Annotated in this window: 15 protein-coding genes; 6 read left to right on the top strand and 9 right to left on the bottom strand. The window is 60.6% G+C overall.

From position 1 onward, the window contains the following. Positions 1–118: 118 nt before the first annotated feature. Genes mfd through OPU96_RS13380 form a run of 3 tightly spaced genes read left to right on the top strand, consistent with a single transcriptional unit; the run spans position 119 to position 6849 of the window. On the top strand, positions 119–3568 hold the full coding sequence (gene mfd / locus OPU96_RS13390; protein ID WP_192298632.1) for a transcription-repair coupling factor: 3450 nt from the start codon (positions 119–121) through the stop codon (positions 3566–3568). 11 nt (positions 3569–3579) lie between these two features. Further along, entirely contained in the window at positions 3580–4149 is a 570-nt protein-coding gene (locus tag OPU96_RS13385; RefSeq protein WP_192298631.1) for a CsiV family protein, read from the top strand. Between the two features lie 9 nt (positions 4150–4158). After that, the gene (locus OPU96_RS13380) at positions 4159–6849 is read left to right on the top strand and encodes a DEAD/DEAH box helicase (protein WP_305392266.1); all 2691 of its coding nucleotides are present in this window, start codon (positions 4159–4161) and stop codon (positions 6847–6849) included. A 112-nt stretch (positions 6850–6961) separates the two neighbouring features. On the opposite strand, the gene nagZ is transcribed toward OPU96_RS13380, so the two are convergent. After that, positions 6962–7972 carry a beta-N-acetylhexosaminidase gene (gene nagZ / locus OPU96_RS13375; RefSeq protein ID WP_305392265.1) on the bottom strand — a complete coding sequence of 337 codons (1011 nt, stop codon included), beginning with the start codon at positions 7970–7972 and terminating at the stop codon, positions 6962–6964. A 145-nt stretch (positions 7973–8117) separates the two neighbouring features. Continuing rightward, positions 8118–8825 carry a TetR/AcrR family transcriptional regulator gene (locus tag OPU96_RS13370; protein WP_498559187.1) on the bottom strand — a complete coding sequence of 236 codons (708 nt, stop codon included), beginning with the start codon at positions 8823–8825 and terminating at the stop codon, positions 8118–8120. Between the two features lie 263 nt (positions 8826–9088). On the opposite strand from OPU96_RS13370, the gene lexA reads away from it, so the two are divergent. Continuing rightward, positions 9089–9697 carry a transcriptional repressor LexA gene (gene lexA / locus OPU96_RS13365; protein ID WP_003172575.1) on the top strand — a complete coding sequence of 203 codons (609 nt, stop codon included), beginning with the start codon at positions 9089–9091 and terminating at the stop codon, positions 9695–9697. Between the two features lie 13 nt (positions 9698–9710). After that, positions 9711–10187, top strand: coding sequence for an SOS-induced cell division inhibitor SulA (gene sulA / locus OPU96_RS13360; protein WP_192298627.1), 477 nt, complete (start codon positions 9711–9713; stop codon positions 10185–10187). Positions 10188–10385: 198 nt separating this feature from the next. Here the strand turns inward: sulA and OPU96_RS13355 are convergent, their stop codons facing one another. The 7 genes from OPU96_RS13355 to OPU96_RS13325 all read right to left on the bottom strand — a co-directional run bounded on the left by OPU96_RS13355 (position 10386) and on the right by OPU96_RS13325 (position 18808). Beyond that, positions 10386–10619 (bottom strand): hypothetical protein, encoded by a 234-nt coding sequence (locus tag OPU96_RS13355; protein ID WP_026136850.1) that lies wholly within the window; start codon positions 10617–10619, stop codon positions 10386–10388. A gap of 130 nt (positions 10620–10749) precedes the next feature. Further along, positions 10750–11271 (bottom strand): DUF6586 family protein, encoded by a 522-nt coding sequence (locus tag OPU96_RS13350; RefSeq protein ID WP_192298626.1) that lies wholly within the window; start codon positions 11269–11271, stop codon positions 10750–10752. 175 nt (positions 11272–11446) lie between these two features. Continuing rightward, positions 11447–14068, bottom strand: a complete 2622-nt coding sequence (gene topA, locus OPU96_RS13345; RefSeq protein WP_192298625.1) for a type I DNA topoisomerase — start codon at positions 14066–14068, stop codon at positions 11447–11449. A gap of 114 nt (positions 14069–14182) precedes the next feature. After that, positions 14183–14419 carry a DUF1653 domain-containing protein gene (locus OPU96_RS13340; protein WP_028619417.1) on the bottom strand — a complete coding sequence of 79 codons (237 nt, stop codon included), beginning with the start codon at positions 14417–14419 and terminating at the stop codon, positions 14183–14185. Positions 14420–14515: 96 nt separating this feature from the next. Continuing rightward, complete coding sequence (fadA, locus tag OPU96_RS13335; protein WP_192298624.1) at positions 14516–15691, bottom strand: acetyl-CoA C-acyltransferase FadA; 1176 nt, start codon at positions 15689–15691, stop codon at positions 14516–14518. 29 nt (positions 15692–15720) lie between these two features. Beyond that, positions 15721–17868, bottom strand: coding sequence for a fatty acid oxidation complex subunit alpha FadB (gene fadB, locus OPU96_RS13330; RefSeq protein ID WP_226455315.1), 2148 nt, complete (start codon positions 17866–17868; stop codon positions 15721–15723). Positions 17869–18370: 502 nt separating this feature from the next. Further along, positions 18371–18808: a hypothetical protein gene (locus tag OPU96_RS13325; protein ID WP_226455314.1), complete on the bottom strand. Its 438-nt coding sequence runs from the start codon at positions 18806–18808 to the stop codon at positions 18371–18373. Positions 18809–18913: 105 nt separating this feature from the next. Here OPU96_RS13325 and OPU96_RS13320 point away from each other — a divergent pair, with 105 nt between their 5' ends. Further along, entirely contained in the window at positions 18914–19354 is a 441-nt protein-coding gene (locus OPU96_RS13320) for a universal stress protein (RefSeq protein WP_192298621.1), read from the top strand. Positions 19355–19448 lie beyond the last annotated feature (94 nt).

Here is a 19448-nt window from a genome sequence, read left to right as displayed (position 1 = left end):
TTTGTCTTAGCCACTACATTTCCTACAAACCGTAATAGGCGCAGTCAGCAACTGACAGACGGCGCCTTGCCCCGTTACAATTACCGACTTTGTCGCAACGCTTGGAGCTCAACCTTCCGTGCCCGTCCTGCGTCTACCGCTTCTCCCTGCTGCGGCAGGCAAACAGCACTGGGGCAACCTGCCCGGTGCCGCCCTGAGCCTGGCCATCGCCGAGGCTGCCAGCGCAGCCAAGCGCTTTACCCTGCTGCTCACCGCCGACAGCCAAAGCGCCGAACGGCTGGAGCAGGAGCTGAGCTTCTTCGCCCCCGATTTGCCGGTGCTGCATTTTCCCGACTGGGAAACCCTGCCCTACGACCTGTTCTCGCCGCACCAGGACATCATCTCCCAGCGCATCGCCAGCCTGTACCGCCTGCCGGAACTGGCCCACGGCGTGCTGGTGGTGCCGATCACCACCGCCCTGCACCGCCTGGCGCCGACCAAGTTCCTGCTGGGCAGCAGCCTGGTGCTGGATGTCGGCCAGAAGCTCGACGTGGAGCAGATGCGCACGCGCCTGGAAGCCAGCGGCTACCGCTGCGTGGACACGGTGTACGAGCACGGTGAGTTCGCCGTACGTGGCGCGCTGATCGACCTGTTTCCGATGGGCAGCAAGTTGCCGTATCGCATCGACCTGTTCGATGACGAAATCGAGACCCTGCGCACCTTCGATCCGGAAAACCAGCGCTCCATCGATAAAGTCGATTCGATCAAGTTGCTGCCCGCGCGGGAATTCCCGTTGCAAAAGGATGCGGTCACCCGCTTCAAGGCGCGCTTCCGTGAACGCTTCGACGTCGACTTCCGCCGCTGCCCGATCTTCCAGGACTTGAGCAGCGGGATTACACCCGCTGGTATCGAGTACTACCTGCCGCTGTTCTTCGACGAAACCTCCACCCTGTTCGATTACCTGCCCCAGGACACCCAGGTGTTCTCCCTGCCAGGCATCGAGCAAGCGGCGGAAAACTTCTGGAACGACGTGCGCAACCGCTACGAAGAACGCCGCGTCGATCCGTCCCGGCCTTTATTGCCGCCCGCCGAGTTGTTCCTGCCGGTGGAAGACTGCTTCGCCCGCCTGAAAAACTGGCCGCGTGTGGTCGCCAGCCAACAGGACGTGGACGCTGGCAGTGGCCGCGAGCGCTTTCCCGCGCAGGCGCTGCCCAACCTGGCGATTGAAGCCAAGGCCAACCAGCCACTGGAAGCGCTGTCCAACTTCCTCGGCGATTTCCCTGGCCGCGTGCTGTTTACCGCCGAATCCGCCGGCCGCCGTGAAGTGCTGCTGGAACTGCTCGAACGCCTGAAACTGCGACCGAAAACCGTCGACAGCTGGCCGGATTTCGTCAAAGGCAAAGACCGCCTGGCGATTACCATCGCGCCGCTGGATGAAGGCCTGCTGCTGGACGATCCGGCGCTGGCACTGATCGCCGAGAGCCCGCTGTTCGGCCAACGCGTGATGCAGCGCCGCCGTCGTGAAAAACGCGCCGACGCCAACAACGACGCGGTAATCAAGAACCTCACCGAACTGCGCGAAGGCGCGCCGGTGGTGCATATCGACCACGGTGTCGGGCGTTATCTCGGCCTGCAAACCCTGGAGATCGACAACCAGGCCGCAGAATTCCTCACCATGGAATACGCCGAGGGCGCCAAGCTCTACGTGCCGGTGGCCAACCTGCACCTGATCGCGCGCTACACCGGCAGCGACGACGCGCTGGCACCGTTGCACCGCCTGGGCTCCGAGACCTGGCAGAAAGCCAAGCGCAAGGCCGCCGAACAGGTGCGCGACGTGGCCGCCGAGTTGCTCGACATTTATGCCCGCCGCGCCGCCCGCGAAGGCTATGCGTTCGCCGACCCGAAAGCCGACTACGCCACCTTCAGCGCCGGCTTCCCCTTCGAAGAAACTCCAGACCAGCAAACCACCATCGAAGCGGTGCGTGCCGACATGCTCGCACCCAAGCCGATGGACCGCCTGGTCTGCGGCGACGTGGGCTTCGGCAAGACCGAAGTGGCCATGCGCGCCGCCTTCATTGCGGTACACGGCGGCCGCCAGGTGGCGATCCTGGTGCCCACCACCCTGCTCGCCCAACAGCACTACAACAGCTTTCGCGACCGCTTCGCCGACTGGCCGGTGACCGTGGAAGTGATGAGCCGCTTCAAGTCGGCCAAGGAAGTGAATGCCGCCGTCGCCGATTTGGCCGAAGGCAAGATCGACATCGTGATCGGCACCCACAAGCTGCTGTCGGACGACGTGAAAATCAAGAACCTGGGCCTGGTGATCATCGACGAAGAGCACCGCTTTGGTGTGCGCCAGAAAGAACAGCTCAAGGCCCTGCGCAGCGAAGTCGACATCCTCACCCTCACCGCCACGCCGATTCCGCGCACGCTGAACATGGCGGTGTCGGGCATGCGCGATCTGTCGATCATCGCCACGCCGCCGGCGCGCCGCCTGTCGGTGCGCACCTTTGTGATGGAGCAGAACAAAAGCACGGTCAAGGAAGCGCTGCTGCGTGAACTGCTGCGCGGCGGGCAGGTGTATTACCTGCACAACGACGTGAAGACCATCGAGAAATGCGCAGCCGACCTCGCCGAGCTGGTGCCGGAGGCGCGTATCGCCATCGGCCATGGGCAGATGCGCGAACGTGAACTCGAACAGGTGATGAGCGACTTCTACCACAAGCGCTTCAACGTGCTGATCGCCTCGACCATCATCGAGACCGGCATCGACGTACCGAGCGCCAACACCATCATCATCGAGCGGGCCGACAAGTTCGGCCTGGCGCAACTGCACCAACTGCGTGGCCGGGTCGGGCGCAGCCACCACCAGGCGTACGCCTACTTGCTGACGCCGCCGCGCCAACAGATCACCTCCGACGCGGAAAAGCGCCTGGAGGCCATCGCCAACACCCAGGACCTGGGCGCTGGTTTTGTACTGGCCACCAACGACCTGGAAATCCGTGGCGCCGGCGAACTGCTGGGCGACGGCCAGAGCGGGCAGATCCAAGCGGTGGGTTTCACGCTGTATATGGAGATGCTCGAGCGCGCGGTGAAAGCCATCCGCAAGGGCGAACAACCCAACCTCGATCAGCCGCTGGGCGGTGGTCCGGAGATCAACCTGCGCTTGCCGGCGTTGATTCCCGAGGATTACCTGCCCGACGTGCATGCGCGACTGATCCTGTACAAGCGCATCGCTTCGGCTACCGATGAAGAAGGCCTCAAGGATCTGCAAGTGGAGATGATCGACCGCTTCGGCCTGCTGCCGGAACCGACCAAGAACCTCGTACGCCTGACCCTGCTCAAGTTGCAGGCCGAGCAACTGGGGATCAAGAAGGTCGACGCCGGGCCGCAAGGTGGGCGTATCGAGTTTGAAGCGCAGACGCCGGTGGACCCGCTGGTGCTGATCAAACTGATCCAGGGCCAGCCCAACCGCTACAAGTTCGAAGGGGCTACGCTGTTCAAGTTCATGGTGCCAATGGAGCGCGCCGAAGAACGCTTTAATACCCTGGAGGCGCTGTTTGAGCGCCTCATCCCGAAATCTGTTTGAAGGACGCCGTCATGCGCCTGTTCCGCACCCTGAGCCTGTTGTTGCTGGTCGTGGCCCCGTCGGCGTTCGCCGACAGCCCGTACCAGGTGGAAATGATCCTGGTGCGCCAGAATGCGGAGCCGCCGCTCAACAGCCGCGCCGCGCCGGAAAACTGGGATGCCGGGGCGATGCATCTGAACGCCGATAAAATGAGCCCGCCACGCCTGAGCAATATTGTCGACAAGCTGCGCGCCGACAACAGCTACACCGTGCTGGTGCACAAGGCCTGGGAGCAAAACCTCGGCGAGCAACCGGTAAAGGTCGCGATCACCGACGGCCAGGAACAGTTCGGCCAGTTCCCCATCGAAGGTGTACTGAACCTGCAATTGGGCCGTTTCACCGACATCGACGCCGACTTCTGGCTCAACAGGTTCGACAGCAACGGCAGCGTGATCGCCAGCGAACATCTGAGCCAGACCGACGTGCGCACCAAGAACAACCAGCTCAACTACCTGGACGGCGGCCACCTGGCCTTGCTGATCAAGATCACTTCGCTGACCGCCAAGCCACCCAGCGCACCACCGCCTGACATTCAGGACTGATCCAGCGCCATGCCCCTGACGTCGCAATTGACCAAACCCCTGGCTCCGTCATGGGCCAATCGCTTTAAAGAGCAGAGCCTGGAGCGCGGGCGGCGTTATGCCCTGGAGAATCGCGTGCGCATCGTCGAGTCCGGCGACAGCACCATCATCGCCAGTTGCTTGGGTTCGGGCGGCAACGTCTACCGGCAGACCATCTCGTTGCGCGAGTCGGCCAAGGGCACGCTGATCCTCGTCGACAGCCGCTGTACCTGCCCGGTGCACACCAACTGCAAACACATCGCAGCAGTGCTGCTCAAGGTCCAGGAAACCCTGGACTACCCCGCCGCTGCCCAGGATGCCGAGCTGCTGGAAAAACTCCAGGCCGTGCTGGATAACCGCGTGGTATTGCCGCAAGTGCTCATGGAGGATGTGCTGCCGGTGCCGCGCCTGTGGCTGGCCAGCGTCGAGTTCAGCGCCTTTGAACCGCGCAATGGCAAGATGCAGCGCTATATCCAGCACCGCGCGGCACTGTCGTTCAACTACCTGGGCAACTATGTCAGCGGGCAGAAGAACGCCGACATCATCGTCCGTCAGGACACCCAGAGCCTGCGGATCAAGCGGCATCCGGAGCTGGAGCAACCGTATCGCGAGCAACTGCGCCTGTTGGGTTTCAAGATCGCCACCCGCCAGAGCAAAGCCTTGCCGGAAAGTGCCGGCGAGCTGTTCGAGATGGTCAATGACAGTGCCTGGCTGAACTTCACCCTCAATGCGTCGCCCACCTTGCGCGCCGAGGGCTGGGAGTTGCAGATCGACGAGGATTTCGGCTTTGACCTGAGCGCCGTCGACGATTGGTACGCCACCGTCGATGAAGGGCCGGAGCGCGACTGGTTCGACCTGGAACTGGGAATTATCGTCAACGGCGAACGCCTGAGCTTGCTGCCGATCCTGTTGAACCTGATGCGCTCCCACACCGAGATCCTCAACCCGGAGAAACTTGCGCGACGCCGCGACGATGAGCTGATCCTGGTGAACATCCCCGGCCTGCCCAACGGCCACGGCCCGCTGCAAGTGGCGCTGCCCTACGGCCGCTTGAAACCGGTGCTGGCAACCCTCGGGGAGTTTTACCTACAGGAACCCGGCACCACAACGTTGCGCCTGGCAAAGGCGGATGCAATCCGCTTGAACCCGCTGGAAGACCTGCCGCTGCAATGGGAGGGCGGCGAGAAGATCCGCAACTTCGCCCAGCGCCTGCGGGACATCAAGGATTTCAGCTGTGTGGCGCCAGACGGGCTGAACGCGACCTTGCGCCCGTATCAACTGGAAGGCTTGAGCTGGATGCAGTCGCTGCGTCAGCTCGATGTCGGCGGCATTCTTGCGGACGACATGGGCCTGGGCAAAACCCTGCAAACCCTGGCGCATATTCTCACCGAGAAAGCTGCCGGGCGCCTGGATCGGCCCTGCATGGTGGTGATGCCCACCAGCCTGATTCCCAACTGGCTCGATGAGGCTGCGCACTTCACCCCGCAACTCAAAGTTCTGGCACTTTACGGCGCCGGGCGTAAGAAACATTTCGCCAGCCTGCAGGACTACGACCTGCTGCTGACCACCTATGCCCTGCTCCCCAAAGACATCGAAGTGCTTGCCGCCCAGCCCTTGCACGTGCTGATCCTCGATGAAGCCCAATACATCAAGAACCCCAACAGCAAGGCCGCCCAGGCGGCGCGTGAGCTGAACGCACGGCAGCGCCTGTGCCTGAGCGGTACGCCACTGGAAAACCACCTGGGCGAGCTGTGGTCGCTGTTCCACTTCCTGCTGCCGGGCTGGCTGGGTGACGTGAAAAGCTTCAACCGTGATTACCGCGTGCCGATCGAAAAGCGCGCCAGCGAGGTGCGATTGCAGCACCTTAACGGTCGGATCAAACCCTTCTTGCTGCGCCGCACCAAAGAACAAGTGGCGACGGAGTTGCCGCCCAAGACCGAGATCATCCACTGGGTCGATCTCAACGAAGCCCAGCGCGACGTGTACGAAACCATGCGCCTGGCCATGGACAAGAAAGTGCGCGATGAAATCACCCGCAAGGGCGTGGCGCGCAGCCAGATCATCATTCTTGAAGCGCTGCTGAAGTTGCGCCAGGTCTGCTGCGACCTGCGCCTGGTCAACGACGCCGCCCTGCCCGCCCGCGGCAGCAGCTCAGGCAAGCTCGACAGCCTGCTGGAAATGCTCGAAGAACTGTTTGCCGAAGGGCGACGGATCCTGTTGTTTTCGCAGTTCACCTCGATGCTCAGCCTGATCGAAGTCGAGTTGAAGAAACGCGACATCGCCTACGCCCTGCTGACCGGCCAGACCCGGGATCGGCGCACGCCGGTGAGGGACTTCCAAAGCGGCAAGCTGCAGATTTTCCTGATCAGCCTCAAGGCCGGTGGCGTGGGGTTGAACCTCACCGAAGCCGACACGGTGATCCATTACGACCCGTGGTGGAACCCGGCCACGGAAAACCAGGCCACCGACCGTGCGTATCGCATTGGCCAGGAGAAGCCGGTGTTCGTTTACAAAATGATTGCACGGGGCACAGTGGAGGAGAAAATCCAACATCTGCAAAAGGAAAAGTCCGACCTGGCGGCCGGCGTGCTGGATGGCCGCACGACGGGGGATTGGCAGTTGGGGAACGAGGATATTGAGGCGTTGTTTGCGCCGTTGCCGAATAAGCAAGATAAGCGCTGAGCTGTAGATCGCTATCGCGGGCAAGCCCGCTCCCACAGGTTGAGCACCTTCCAAAACAGGCACTCGGTCGAATGTGGGAGCTGGCTTGCCTGCGATGGCCGCACCACGGTATTCAGCCGATCAACTGCGCATCCCGCAACGCAGTCAGCGCCACCAACCAGCGCGGGTCTTGCTTGTAATCTGTCGAAGCAATCGCCTGCCCGCGCATCCGCGCGATGCGGGCCGACGGCGTCACTTTCATCCGCTGGGCAGCAGTCAGTGCCAACTCCGCCGCCGCGCGATCGTTACACACCAGCCCCATGTCGCAACCCGCCGTCAGCGCCGCCTCGATCCGACTGGCCGCATCGCCGACCACATGGGCACCGGCCATGGACAGGTCATCGCTGAAAATCACCCCATCAAATTGCAACTCGCCGCGCAGGATGTCTTGCAACCAGCGCCGCGAAAACCCTGCGGGCTGGGCATCGACTTGCGGGTAGATCACGTGGGCCGGCATGACTGCCGCCAACTGCTGACTCAGGCGTGCGAAAGGCACCAAGTCATTGGCGCGAATCTGTTCCAGGCTGCGCTCGTCATTGGGAATGGCAACGTGGGAATCGGCCTCAGCCCAACCGTGCCCTGGGAAATGTTTACCGGTGGCGGCCATACCGGCGCTATTCATGCCACGGATAAAAGCCCCGGCAAGCACGGCGGCGCGCTCGGGGTCGCCTTCAAAAGAACGGGTGCCGACCACGGCGCTCCGCTGGTAATCCAGGTCCAGCACCGGAGCGAAGCTGAGGTCGAGGCCCACGGCCAGCACTTCAGTGGCCATGATCCAGCCGCACTGCTCGGCCAGGTATTCGGCGTTGGGGTTGTCCGCCAGCGCACGCATGGCCGGCAGGCGTACGAAGCCCTGGCGCAGACGCTGCACGCGACCGCCTTCCTGGTCGACCGCCAGCAGCAGGTCCGGGCGCACCGCACGAATCGCCGCGCTCAATTCGCGTACCTGGCGCGGATGCTCGATGTTGCGCGCAAAAATGATCAGGCCGCCCACTTCAGGCTGGCGCAACAGGTGGCGATCCTCGGCCGTCAGCCAGGTGCCGGCAACGTCGACCATCAAAGAACCTTGCAGGGCAGCAGTCATAAACCTTCCTTAAATAACGCACACAACCCGTTGCCCTCACCCGATGCGATTGGCATGGTGAACACAACGGGTTGCGAGTAGATAGCTGAATTCGGCATGGGCGGCTAGCTTAGCGGATGCAAGCGGCCGCGCACACCCGGAACGGTCAAACCTTGGCGACAGCCGGGGTGGATTTGCTGCGCGGGCGCAATTGCGCGGCAGCCATGGCCTGGTCGGTCACGCCGGTTTCGGCACGCATGCCGGCGGCGAGGAATGGCACCATCAGGCGCATGACCTGCTCGATGGAGGTATTTACGCCAAAATCGGTCTCGGCAATCGCCCGTAGCGCCTTGATCCCGGACATGCTGAATGCTGCGGCGCCGAGCATGAAGTGCACACGCCAGAACAGTTCGATCGGCGGGATGCGCGGGGCGGCTTCGTTGACCAGCAACATATAACGACGGAATACCTTGCCGTACATGTCTTCCAGATACCGCCGCAGGTGGCCCTGGCTCTGGCTGAACGCAAGGCCCAGCAAGCGCATGAAGATCGACAGGTCGTTGCCGCTGCGCGGCTGCACCACCAGCGCTTGCTCGACGAGGATTTCCAGCAGGTCTTCCAGGCTTGGCTTGTGGTCAGGCTTGGTCTGGCGGCGCTCCAGCTCACGGTCGAGGCTGGCGCAGAATGGCCCCAGGAAGCGCGAGAATACGGCCTGGATCAGGGCTTTTTTCGAGCCGAAATGGTAGTTCACTGCGGCGAGGTTGACCCCGGCCTTACTGGTGATCAGCCGCAATGAAGTTTCAGCAAATCCTTTTTCCGCGAACAACTGCTCGGCAGCATCGAGAATGCGTTCAACGGTTTCCGACTGGGCCATGACTACTCCGCCTGACAAACACTTGTTTGAAACATACGTTTCAGGGTGTGTCTTGTCAACCCTGAGGGTCCGTTTTCCGGCCGGTCAGTCATCTATTTAATCGCTATTTAATCACATCCTTCCTGGTCTGTAGGCAGCGCTATCTCCGGCTTGTAGGAGGAGTGACGAATGACCGTCCAGCGGAGCGACAGAAAAGGATGATTGCCAAGCGCAGTTCACTGTATATAATCCCAGTCACTGTATAAAAAGACAGAGCGATCAACATGCTAAAACTGACGCCACGCCAAGCTGAGATTCTGGCTTTTATCAAGCGCTGCCTCGATGACAACGGCTACCCGCCGACACGAGCGGAAATTGCGCTGGAACTGGGGTTCAAGTCCCCCAACGCCGCCGAGGAACACCTCAAGGCCCTCGCCCGCAAAGGCGCGATCGAGATGACCCCGGGGGCTTCACGCGGCATTCGCATCCCTGGCTTCGAAGCCAAGGCCGACGAATCGACACTGCCGATCATCGGCCGCGTCGCCGCCGGTGCGCCGATCCTGGCACAGCAGCATGTCGAGGAATCCTGCAACATCAACCCGACCTTCTTCCATCCTCGCGCCGACTACCTGTTGCGGGTCCATGGCATGAGCATGAAGGACGTGGGCATTTTCGATGGCGACCTGCTGGCCGTCCACACCACCCGCGAAGCCCGTAATGGCCAGATCGTCGTCGCCCGTATCGGCGATGAAGTCACCGTAAAGCGCTTCAAGCGCGAAGGCAGCAAGGTCTGGCTCCTGGCCGAGAACCCTGAGTTCGCACCGATTGAAGTGAACCTGAAAGATCAGGACCTGGTGATCGAAGGCTTGAGCGTCGGCGTCATTCGCCGCTAAAGGAGGCATCATCATGCAGCTCGTGCACACCCCACAACACACACAACTGTCGCTGTTCGAGGCCTTCATGGCCCAACCCCTTGCGCCTATCCTCAAGGAAACGGTCGAGGCGCCCTGGAGCGCCGAGCCCGAGGCGTTCAGTGAATTGTCGTTGCGCGGTGCGGCCGGGAGCTGCCTGAGCCTGCTGGCGCCAATCCTGCGCGAACTCAGCGAAGAACAGGACGACGCCCGTTGGTTGACGTTGATCGCCCCGCCCGCCAGCCTGACCCAGGCCTGGCTGCGGGACGCCGGCCTCAACCGCGAGCGCATCCTGCTGCTGCAACCACGTGGCGCGCAAAGTGCGCAGCAGTTGACGTGCGAAGCGTTACGCCTGGGCCGTAGCCATACGGTGGTGAGCTGGTTGAATCCACTGAATGCCAGCGCCAAGCAACAGTTGGTCAGCGCAGCGCGCGTGGGCGATGCTCAGAGCTTGAATATTCGATTGGGATAAAGTCACAGGCTGGGCTGTGGTGGGCGCGCTCACTGTGGCCAGAGAGCTTGTTGTGGCGAGCGAGCTTGCTCGCGCTGGGCTGCGAAGCAGCCCCAAAACCAGGCACCGTGGAATGCCTGATAGACCGCATCAATCTATTTAGGGCCGCTTCGCAGCCCAGCGCGGGGCAAGCCCGCTCTCTGCACTGCAGTTCGGTTCTTAATGAAGAACCCGCGGCCCATCATCCTTCTCCGGTTCGCCTTCCGCCAGACGCCCTGCCATCTGCACACCAACGCTCAACATGGCTTTTGCCACTTCCACGTGCTGGCCTTGCAGGAACGCTTTTGCGTCTTCGGAAAAGTCCAAAGTCACCAGAGAACCCTCGTCCTCAGCCCGGCGCAGCTCGATTCGGCCGTCAGGCAGTTCAACAATTTCCAGAAAGGACGTTGGCATAAAAGTCAGTTCTCCACGAAAGGCCGGGATTATATCAGTCATCCACCCGGCCCCGCTGAGGATCTGAAGAGGTTTCTTTACAGCATGATGAACGGCGCGCTCTGCTGCATAGCTAAACAGTGGGGGTACATCAGCACTCGTTCAAGCCTTCGCGAAACCGCAGTGCCATTTTTTTCAGGTCCTGACGCCAGCTTTCCAGCTCCTGCCGGCTCAACGGCTTGGGCTCGTCTTCTTCCAACGCAACTGCCACGATCAGCGGCTGGGTCACATCGCCCTTGGGCACATGGGGGACGCGCGGAGGCTGGAACATATCGGCATGGGCCTTGAGCAGGCGCGCCACCCAACTGTCGGGGCTCTGGGCCATTTCCACCAGTTCGGCCAGCTCAGGGATGGCCATGGTTTCCAGCACCTCGCGGTTCATGATCATTTCTGCGCGGGGCGAACCGGCCTGGGGCAAGCGATAGAACCCGGCGATTTCATGGCACAGCCCCAGCAAAGCACCGTACAGGTGGAACAACGCCGCTTCACGCCCCGCCTGGACCAACGCGATGGCATTCATCTCCTTCCCGTCCTCGGCACGGCCAAGGGCCTCCAGAGACAAACCCGCAAAGTAAATTTTCTGATTGGTACGGGTATAGAGTTCGTTGGCCATAACGGCAGTCTCCACAACGAAATGAGGCTTGATGCTGGTTTTGTAATGTAACGAGGGAGCTTGCTCCCGCTGGGGCGCGCAGCGCACCCAAAGCTTGGGCCTGCTGCACAGTCCGGCTGGAGCAAGCTCCCTCGCCACAGCAAGCCCGTTCCTACAACTCCGACAGGTTAGTCGATCAAGCGCCCTGGCGCTTGTCTTCGACCTTCCACTTGCCGCCGTCGTAGAACGCTTTCCAGCCGGTAGGCTTGCCGTCCACTTCGGTCTGCACGTACTGCTCCTTGGTCTTGCGACTGTAGCGGATCACGGCTGGGCGACCATCCGGGTCCTTCTTCGGCGCTTCACACAGGAAGTGGTACTTAGGATCGATCTCATCCTTATGCGGCACGATCTCCAGCACCAGCGGTGCACGGGTCTCGCGGTTTTTCGGGAACTGGCTGGCAGCCAGGAACAAGCCCGAAGCACCATCACGCAGGATGTAAGTGTCGTTGACCTTCTCGCACTTGAGCTCGGGCATCTTCACCGGGTCCATCTTCGGTGGCGCCGCATCGCCGCTCTTCAGCAGTTTGCGGGTGTTCTTGCACGTCGGATTGGTGCAACCGAAGAACTTGCCAAAACGGCCGGTTTTGAGCTGCATCTCGCTGCCACACTTGTCGCACTCCAGGCTCGGACCTTCATAGCCCTTGATGCGGTAAGTGCCCTCTTCAATCTCGTAGCCGTTGCAATCAGGGTTGTTACCGCAGATGTGCAGCTTGTGCTTCTCGTCCAGCAGGTAGGCGTCCATCGCCGTGCTGCAGATCGGGCAACGGTGCTTGCCACGCAGCACCAACGACTCGGATTCACCCTCGTCGTCAGCCGCAATTTCATCGCCCGGCACCAGATTGACCGTGGCCTTGCAGCGCTCTTTCGGCGGCAGGCTGTAGCCCGAGCAACCGAGGAAAACACCAGTGGACGCGGTCCGGATCTGCATCGGACGGCCGCAGGTCAGGCACGGGATGTCCGTCATCACCGGCTGGTTGGCGCGCATGCCGTGCTCCGGGCTTTCGGCCACTTCGAGCTTCTTCTTGAAGTCGCCGTAGAACTCGTCCAGCACGTTTTTCCAGTCGCGTTCGCCCTGGGCGACGTCATCGAGGTTCTCTTCCATGCCGGCGGTGAAGCCGTAGTCCATCAGGTTGGAGAAGCTCTCGGACAAGCGCTCGGTAACGATGTCGCCCATCTTTTCCGAGTAGAAACGACGGTTGTGCAGCGCAACGTAGCCACGATCCTGGATGGTCGAGATGATCGCCGCATAAGTCGAAGGACGACCGATACCGCGTTTTTCCATCTCTTTCACCAGGCTGGCTTCCGAGTAACGGGCCGGCGGCTTGGTGAAGTGCTGGGACGGATCGAGCTTGATCAGTTTCAGCGTGTCGCCCTGGGCCATGTCCGGCAGCACGTCGTCATCGCCTGGCTTGGCGATTTGCGGCATCACACGGGTGTAGCCGTCGAACTTGAGGATACGGCCCTTGGCACGCAGCTCGAAGTCGGAAGCCGCAACAGTCACCGTGGTGGACAGGTATTGCGCCGGCAGCATCTGGCAGGCCAGGAATTGGCGCCAGATCAGCTCGTAGAGGCGCTCAGCGTCGCGCTCCATGCCGGTCAGCTTGGCCGGCGTGGTGTTGGCGTCGGAAGGACGAATCGCTTCGTGAGCCTCCTGTGCGCCTTCCTTGCTGCTGTAGACGTTCGGGTTCTCCGGCAGGTACTTCTTGCCGAACTCGCCTTCGATATAAGTACGCGCCATCGCCACCGCGTCTTGCGACAGGTTGGTGGAGTCAGTACGCATGTAAGTGATGTAGCCGGCTTCGTACAAGCGCTGGGCCATCATCATGGTCTTCTTCACACCAAAGCCCAGGCGGTTGCTCGCGGCCTGTTGCAAGGTGGAAGTGATGAACGGCGCCGACGGCTTGCTGCTGGTCGGTTTGTCTTCACGCTTGACGATGCTGTAGCTGGAAGCCTTGAGCTTCTCCAGCGCGGCCATGGCCTGGGCTTCGTTCAGCGGCTTGAAGGCCTCGCCTTTCTCGCGGGCCACTTCAAAGCGCACGTTGGCGCCCTTGGCGGTGCCGAGGTCGGCGTGGACTTCCCAATACTCTTCAGGAATGAACGCACGGATCTCGCGCTCACGCTCCACCACCAGTTTTACCGCAACCGATTGCACACGGCCGGCGGACAGGCCGCGAGCGATCTTGGCCCACAGCAGCGGCGAGACCATGTAGCCCACGACGCGGTCGAGGAAGCGACGGGCCTGCTGGGCGTTGACGCGGTCGATGTCCAGCTCGCCCGGCTTGGAGAAGGCTTCCTGGATGGCTTTCTTGGTGATTTCGTTGAACACCACACGCTTGTAGCGGCTGTCATCACCGCCAATGGCTTCCCGCAGGTGCCAGGCAATGGCTTCCCCTTCGCGGTCCAAGTCCGTTGCGAGATAGATGGTGTCGGCATCCTTGGCGAGCCGGCGCAGCTCTTCGATGACCTTTTCCTTGCCCGGAAGGATTTCGTACTTGGCCTTCCAGCCATGATCCGGGTCCACACCCATGCGCGAGACCAGCTGCTTGCGCGCCTTCTCTTTAGGGGTGAGCACCGGACCTTCGCCCGCAGCCGCCTTGCCGCGCTTGGCGGCAGGCTCCTTGCTGGCGCTAGCCGAACCGCTGGTGGGCAGGTCTCGGATATGGCCGATACTCGACTTCACCACGTACTCGTTACCCAAGTACTTGTTGATGGTCTTGGCCTTAGCCGGGGATTCCACAATGACCAGCGATTTGCCCATGGATCGGAAAATTCCTGAATTCGAGAAGTGAAAGGCAGTTGGCGCCTGTCGCGGCAACGCTATATATAGTGGCAACAAGGTGAGGTCAAGCGCAGCATTCTGCGCGACCTGCCGTTATTGCCCTGAAAAAAGACTGGGTTCGGCCTGGACCAAAGCAAAGCGCGGGACCTGCTCACCGTCAACTTCGACGGTCTCCACGAACATGCTCAATGGGCGTACCCAAAAGCCGTAATCCCCATACAGTGCTTGGTAGAACACCACTTCTTCTTCGGTCTCGGAATGCCGCGCCACACTGAAAACACGGTACTGCGGACCTTTATAATGCTGGTAGAGCCCTGGTTCGACTTTCATGCTCTGCCCCTCTTACAAAATTTGTTGAAAAAAAATACGAAACTGCCCAAAAACAAAAACCGGGGCACTGGGCCCCGGCTTCCGTCAACCCAACGCTTAGACGCGTTCGAAGACGGTGGAAATGCCTTGGCCGAGACCAATGCACATGGTTGCAACCCCGAGGTTGCCGCCATTTTGCTTCATCACGTTCAGCAAAGTGCCGGAGATGCGCGCACCGGAGCAACCGAATGGGTGGCCCAGGGCAATCGCGCCGCCGTGCAGGTTAACCTTCTCATTCATCTTGTCGAGTACTTTCAAATCTTTCAGCACTGGCAAGGCCTGTGCGGCGAAAGCTTCGTTGAGCTCGAAGAAGTCGATGTCGTTGATGGTCAGGCCCGCGCGCTTCAAGGCTTTTTGTGTGGCCGGTACTGGACCATAGCCCATGATTGCCGGGTCCACACCCGCCACTGCCATCGAACGGATCACCGCCAGCGGCTGGATACCCAGGTCCTGGGCACGCTGCGCCGACATCACGATCATGCACGAAGCACCGTCGGTGATTTGCGACGAAGTGCCCGCCGTCACGGTACCGCCCTTTGGATTGAACGCCGGCTTCAAGGCCGCCAGGCTTTCCAGGGTGGTGTCCGGACGAATGGTTTCGTCGTAGTCGAACAGTTTCAGGAAACCGTTCTCGTCATAGCCGTTCATCGGGATGATTTCGTCCTTGAACTTGCCTTCCACAGTCGCCTTGTGGGCGAGCTGATGGGAACGCAGGCCGAACGCATCCTGGGCTTCGCGGGTAATGCCGTGCATCTTGCCGAGCATTTCTGCGGTCAGGCCCATCATGCCCGAGGCTTTCGCCGCGTACAGCGACATGTGCGGGTTCGGATCGACGCCGTGCATCATGCTGACGTGGCCCATGTGCTCCACGCCGCCGACCACGAATACATCACCGTTGCCGGTCATGATCGCTTGCGCAGCGGTGTGCAGCGCGCTCATCGACGAGCCACACAGGCGGCTGACGGTCTGGCCGGCCGCAGTGTGCGGGATCTGGGTCATCAGCGACGCCATGCGCGCGATGTTCCAACCCTGCTCCAGGGTCTGGTTGACGCAGCCCCAGATCACGTCCTCGACTTCGCTCGGATCAACCTTGACGTTGCGTTCCAGCAATTTGCTGATCAGGTGTGCCGACATGTCTTCGGCACGGGTGTTGCGGTGCATGCCGCCCTTGGAGCGGCCCATTGGCGTGCGACCGAAGTCGACAATCACCACGTCTCTTGGATTCAAGCTCATAAATAGTCTCGCTCTAGTCGTTTGGGCGCTTAACCGAAGAAGCTCTGGCCGTTCTTGGCCATTTCACGCAGCTTCGCGGTCGGGTGGTACAGCGGGCCCAAATCAGCGTATTGATCAGCCAGGGCAACGAACTCGGCCACACCGATCGAATCGATGTAACGCAGCGCACCACCACGGAATGGAGGGAAACCAATCCCGTACACCAGGCCCATATCGGCTTCGGCGGCGGTTTCAACGATGCCGTCTTCCAGGCAACGCACGGTTTCCAGGCACAGGGCGATCATCATCCAGTTGATGATGTCTTCGTCCGACACCTCACGCTGCTCGTAGATGACAGGCGCGAGGACTTCGTGCACCGAAGGGTCGGCCACTTTCTTCTGCTTGCCCTTCTTGTCGGTCTCGTAGGCGTAGAAGCCCTTGCCATTTTTCTGGCCCAGGCGCTTGGCCTCGTAGAGCGCGTCGACAGCCGAGCGGCGGTCGTCTTTCATGCGGTCCGGGAAGCCTTCAGCCATTACGTCGCGACCGTGGTGGCCGGTGTCGATGCCGACCACGTCCATCAGGTACGCCGGGCCCATTGGCCAGCCGAATTTTTCCATGACCTTGTCGATGCGTACGAAGTCCACGCCGGCGCTGACCAGCTTGGCGAAACCGCCGAAGTACGGGAACAGCACACGGTTGACCAGGAAGCCCGGGCAGTCGTTGACCACGATCGGGTTCTTGCCCATTTTCTTGGCGTAGGCAACGGTGGTGGCGATGGCCAGCTCGCTGGACTTCTCGCCACGGATCACTTCTACCAGCGGCATCATGTGCACCGGGTTGAAGAAGTGCATGCCGACGAAGTTTTCCGGACGCTTGAGAGCCTTGGCCAGCAGCGAGATGGAAATAGTCGAGGTGTTGGACGCCAGGATGGTGTCGTCTTTTACCTGAGCTTCCACTTCGGCCAATACGGCTTGCTTGACCTTCGGGTTTTCGACAACCGCTTCGACCACCAGGTCGACATGGCCGAAATCACCGTAGGACAGCGTAGGACGAATGCCGTTAAGCACTTCAGCCATCTTCGCTGCGGTCATGCGACCTTTATCCACACGACCGACCAGCAGCTTGGCGGCTTCCGCCAGGCCCTGCTCGATGCCGTGTTCATTGATGTCTTTCATCAGGATCGGCGTGCCTTTGGACGCCGACTGATAGGCGATACCGCCGCCCATGATACCGGCGCCGAGTACGGCAGCCTGCTTCACGTCCTTGGCGATTTCGTCGTAGGCCTTGGCCTTTTTCTTCAGTTCCTGATCGTTCAGGAACAGGCCGATCAGGCTCTGGGCCGCCGAGGTTTTCGCCAGTTTGACGAAACCTGCTGCTTCGACTTCCAGGGCTTTGTCGCGACCGAAGTTCGCCGCTTTCTGGATGGTCTTGATCGCTTCAACCGGCGCCGGGTAGTTCGGGCCGGCCTGGCCAGCCACGAAACCTTTGGCGGTTTCGAACGACATCATTTGTTCGATGGCGTTGAGCTTGAGTTTTTCCAGCTTCGGCTGGCGCTTGGCCTTGTAGTCAAATTCGCCGCTGATGGCGCCCTTGATCAGGTTCAGTGCGGCTTCTGCCAGCTTGTCCGGGGCAACCACGGCATCGACGGCGCCGACTTTCAGCGCGTCTTCAGCACGGTTTTCCTTGCCGGCGGCAATCCACTCGATGGCGTTGTCCGCACCGATCAGGCGCGGCAGGCGGACGGTGCCGCCAAACCCTGGGTAGATGCCCAGTTTGACTTCAGGCAGGCCGATCTTGGCCGTGGCTGACATGACGCGGAAGTCCGCCGCCAGGCACATTTCCAGGCCGCCGCCCAACGCGATGCCGTTGATTGCGGCAACGGTCGGCACGTTGAGGTCTTCGAAATCGCTGAAAATCTTGTTGGCTTCGAGGTTGCCAGCCACCAGCTCGGCATCGGGCAGCTTGAAGTTGTCGACGAATTCGGTGATGTCAGCGCCGACGATAAACACGTCCTTGCCGCTGGAAACGATCACGCCCTTGACCGAAGCATCTGCTTTGATGGTGTCTACGGCCTGACGCAATTCATTCAGGGTTAGACGGTTGAACTTGTTGACGGACTCACCCTTGAGGTCGAACTTCAGTTCGACGATGCCACTTTCAAGAGCCGTAACCGTGATGGCTTTACCTTCGTAAATCATCAACTGATCTCCACGATATGGAAGCTGAACAGTACACATTGGACGCTGGCCTATTGGTTGGACATTGATGATTTAGTCAACGTTCAGGCCAATCCGCCAGGCACACCCGCCAATGCGATAGTCGGGATTATGTATGAGCGGTCTGACAGACAAACGCTCAATTCATACGCCCGTTTGATTTGGGTACGCCACCTTCATCCAATTCCAGGCAATTGTCAATCGCTCGAAAGGCTAGGAAAAACGCGACTTTCCAGTCATTTCAGAACCCCGCGCCCACACCGACGCCTCGTCAATATTCGAATATTCAAGAAATCAATAATAGAAAAGAGCCGGGAAAAGGCTGTACAGATTCGGATATACGGCTAGGCTAGCCGCAACCGCAAAGCGCACGGATGAACATCCGGCGCAAGACAACTCAGAATTACCGGCCTGCCTGGCCAACTCCAGCCCGATGATGATGTCGGGCTTTTTATTGCCTGCCATTTTTGCTGCACGGGTTGGCTCAGGCCAAGGCTTTGAGCAGCGTATCAATGTCCTTCAACACACTCGCATCACCCTTCTCGCCCCAATACAAGGCGATCATTTGTTTATCCGCCTCGATTTTGTAGACGTTGTCCGGCAGCGTCGAAAAATACCCCAGCAACGTCTCGTCGACGCACACTTCACGCCACTGGTTGACCCACACCCCCGGCTCCAGTTGCCAGTAACTCCAGAGCGCCGGTGTGCTGCCGCGCCGTGGCCGACAGTACTGCGCGCACGGGCTCGGCGGCTCCTGCTTGAGCCAGTGCGGCCACTCCTGAGGCGCCAATTGCATGGCCAGGCCGATGCGGCGCGCCTCCATGCGCAGGGCCATGCGCCCGCTCTGATGGCGCGAAGGGCGCAGCCAGGCCAGAGGGCTCAGAACCACCACAAGGATTGACACCACTATCCAGACCGTCATATGTGTACTCCCGAATTTCTAGATGAGCGGATTTGATCTGACGCAACCCCATCCGCTTGAAAGCAGCCATACTGAATCTATTGCAGTCCCCTGGAGGAACGCCCCATGTCCTACGAACGTATTCTGGTCGCTGTCGACCTGACTGAAGAGTGCGATCCAGTCATCAAACGTGCGCGCGCGTTAGCCGTCGCCAGCGGCGCCAAATTATCGCTGGTGCATATCGTCGAGCCCATGGCCATGGCCTTTGGCGGCGATGTGCCGATGGACCTGTCCCAGCTGCAGCAACAACAGTTTGATCAGGCCAAGGAGCGTCTTGACCGCCTGATCCTCAAATATCCTGAGGTGACCAAGGAAAATTCCCACCTCACCTACGGCCAACCACGCCAGGAAATCCACCACCTGGCCAAGGAACAGAATTGCGACCTGATCGTGGTCGGCAGCCATGGGCGACACGGCCTGGCGCTGCTGCTGGGCTCCACCGCCAACGACGTGCTGCACGGTGCGCCGTGCGACGTACTGGCCGTCAAGCTGGTCAAAGCCCCTTGAGCGATATGAAGATCCAATGTGGGAGCGGGCTTGCCCGCGAAAGCGGTCTGTCAGCTGCGGCATTTGGCGGCTGATACACCGCTTTCGCAGGCAA

This window comes from Pseudomonas sp. RP-B7 (assembly GCF_059803535.1).
Note: the sequence above shows the minus strand (reverse complement) of the source record. Positions and strands in the feature narration are given on the sequence as shown.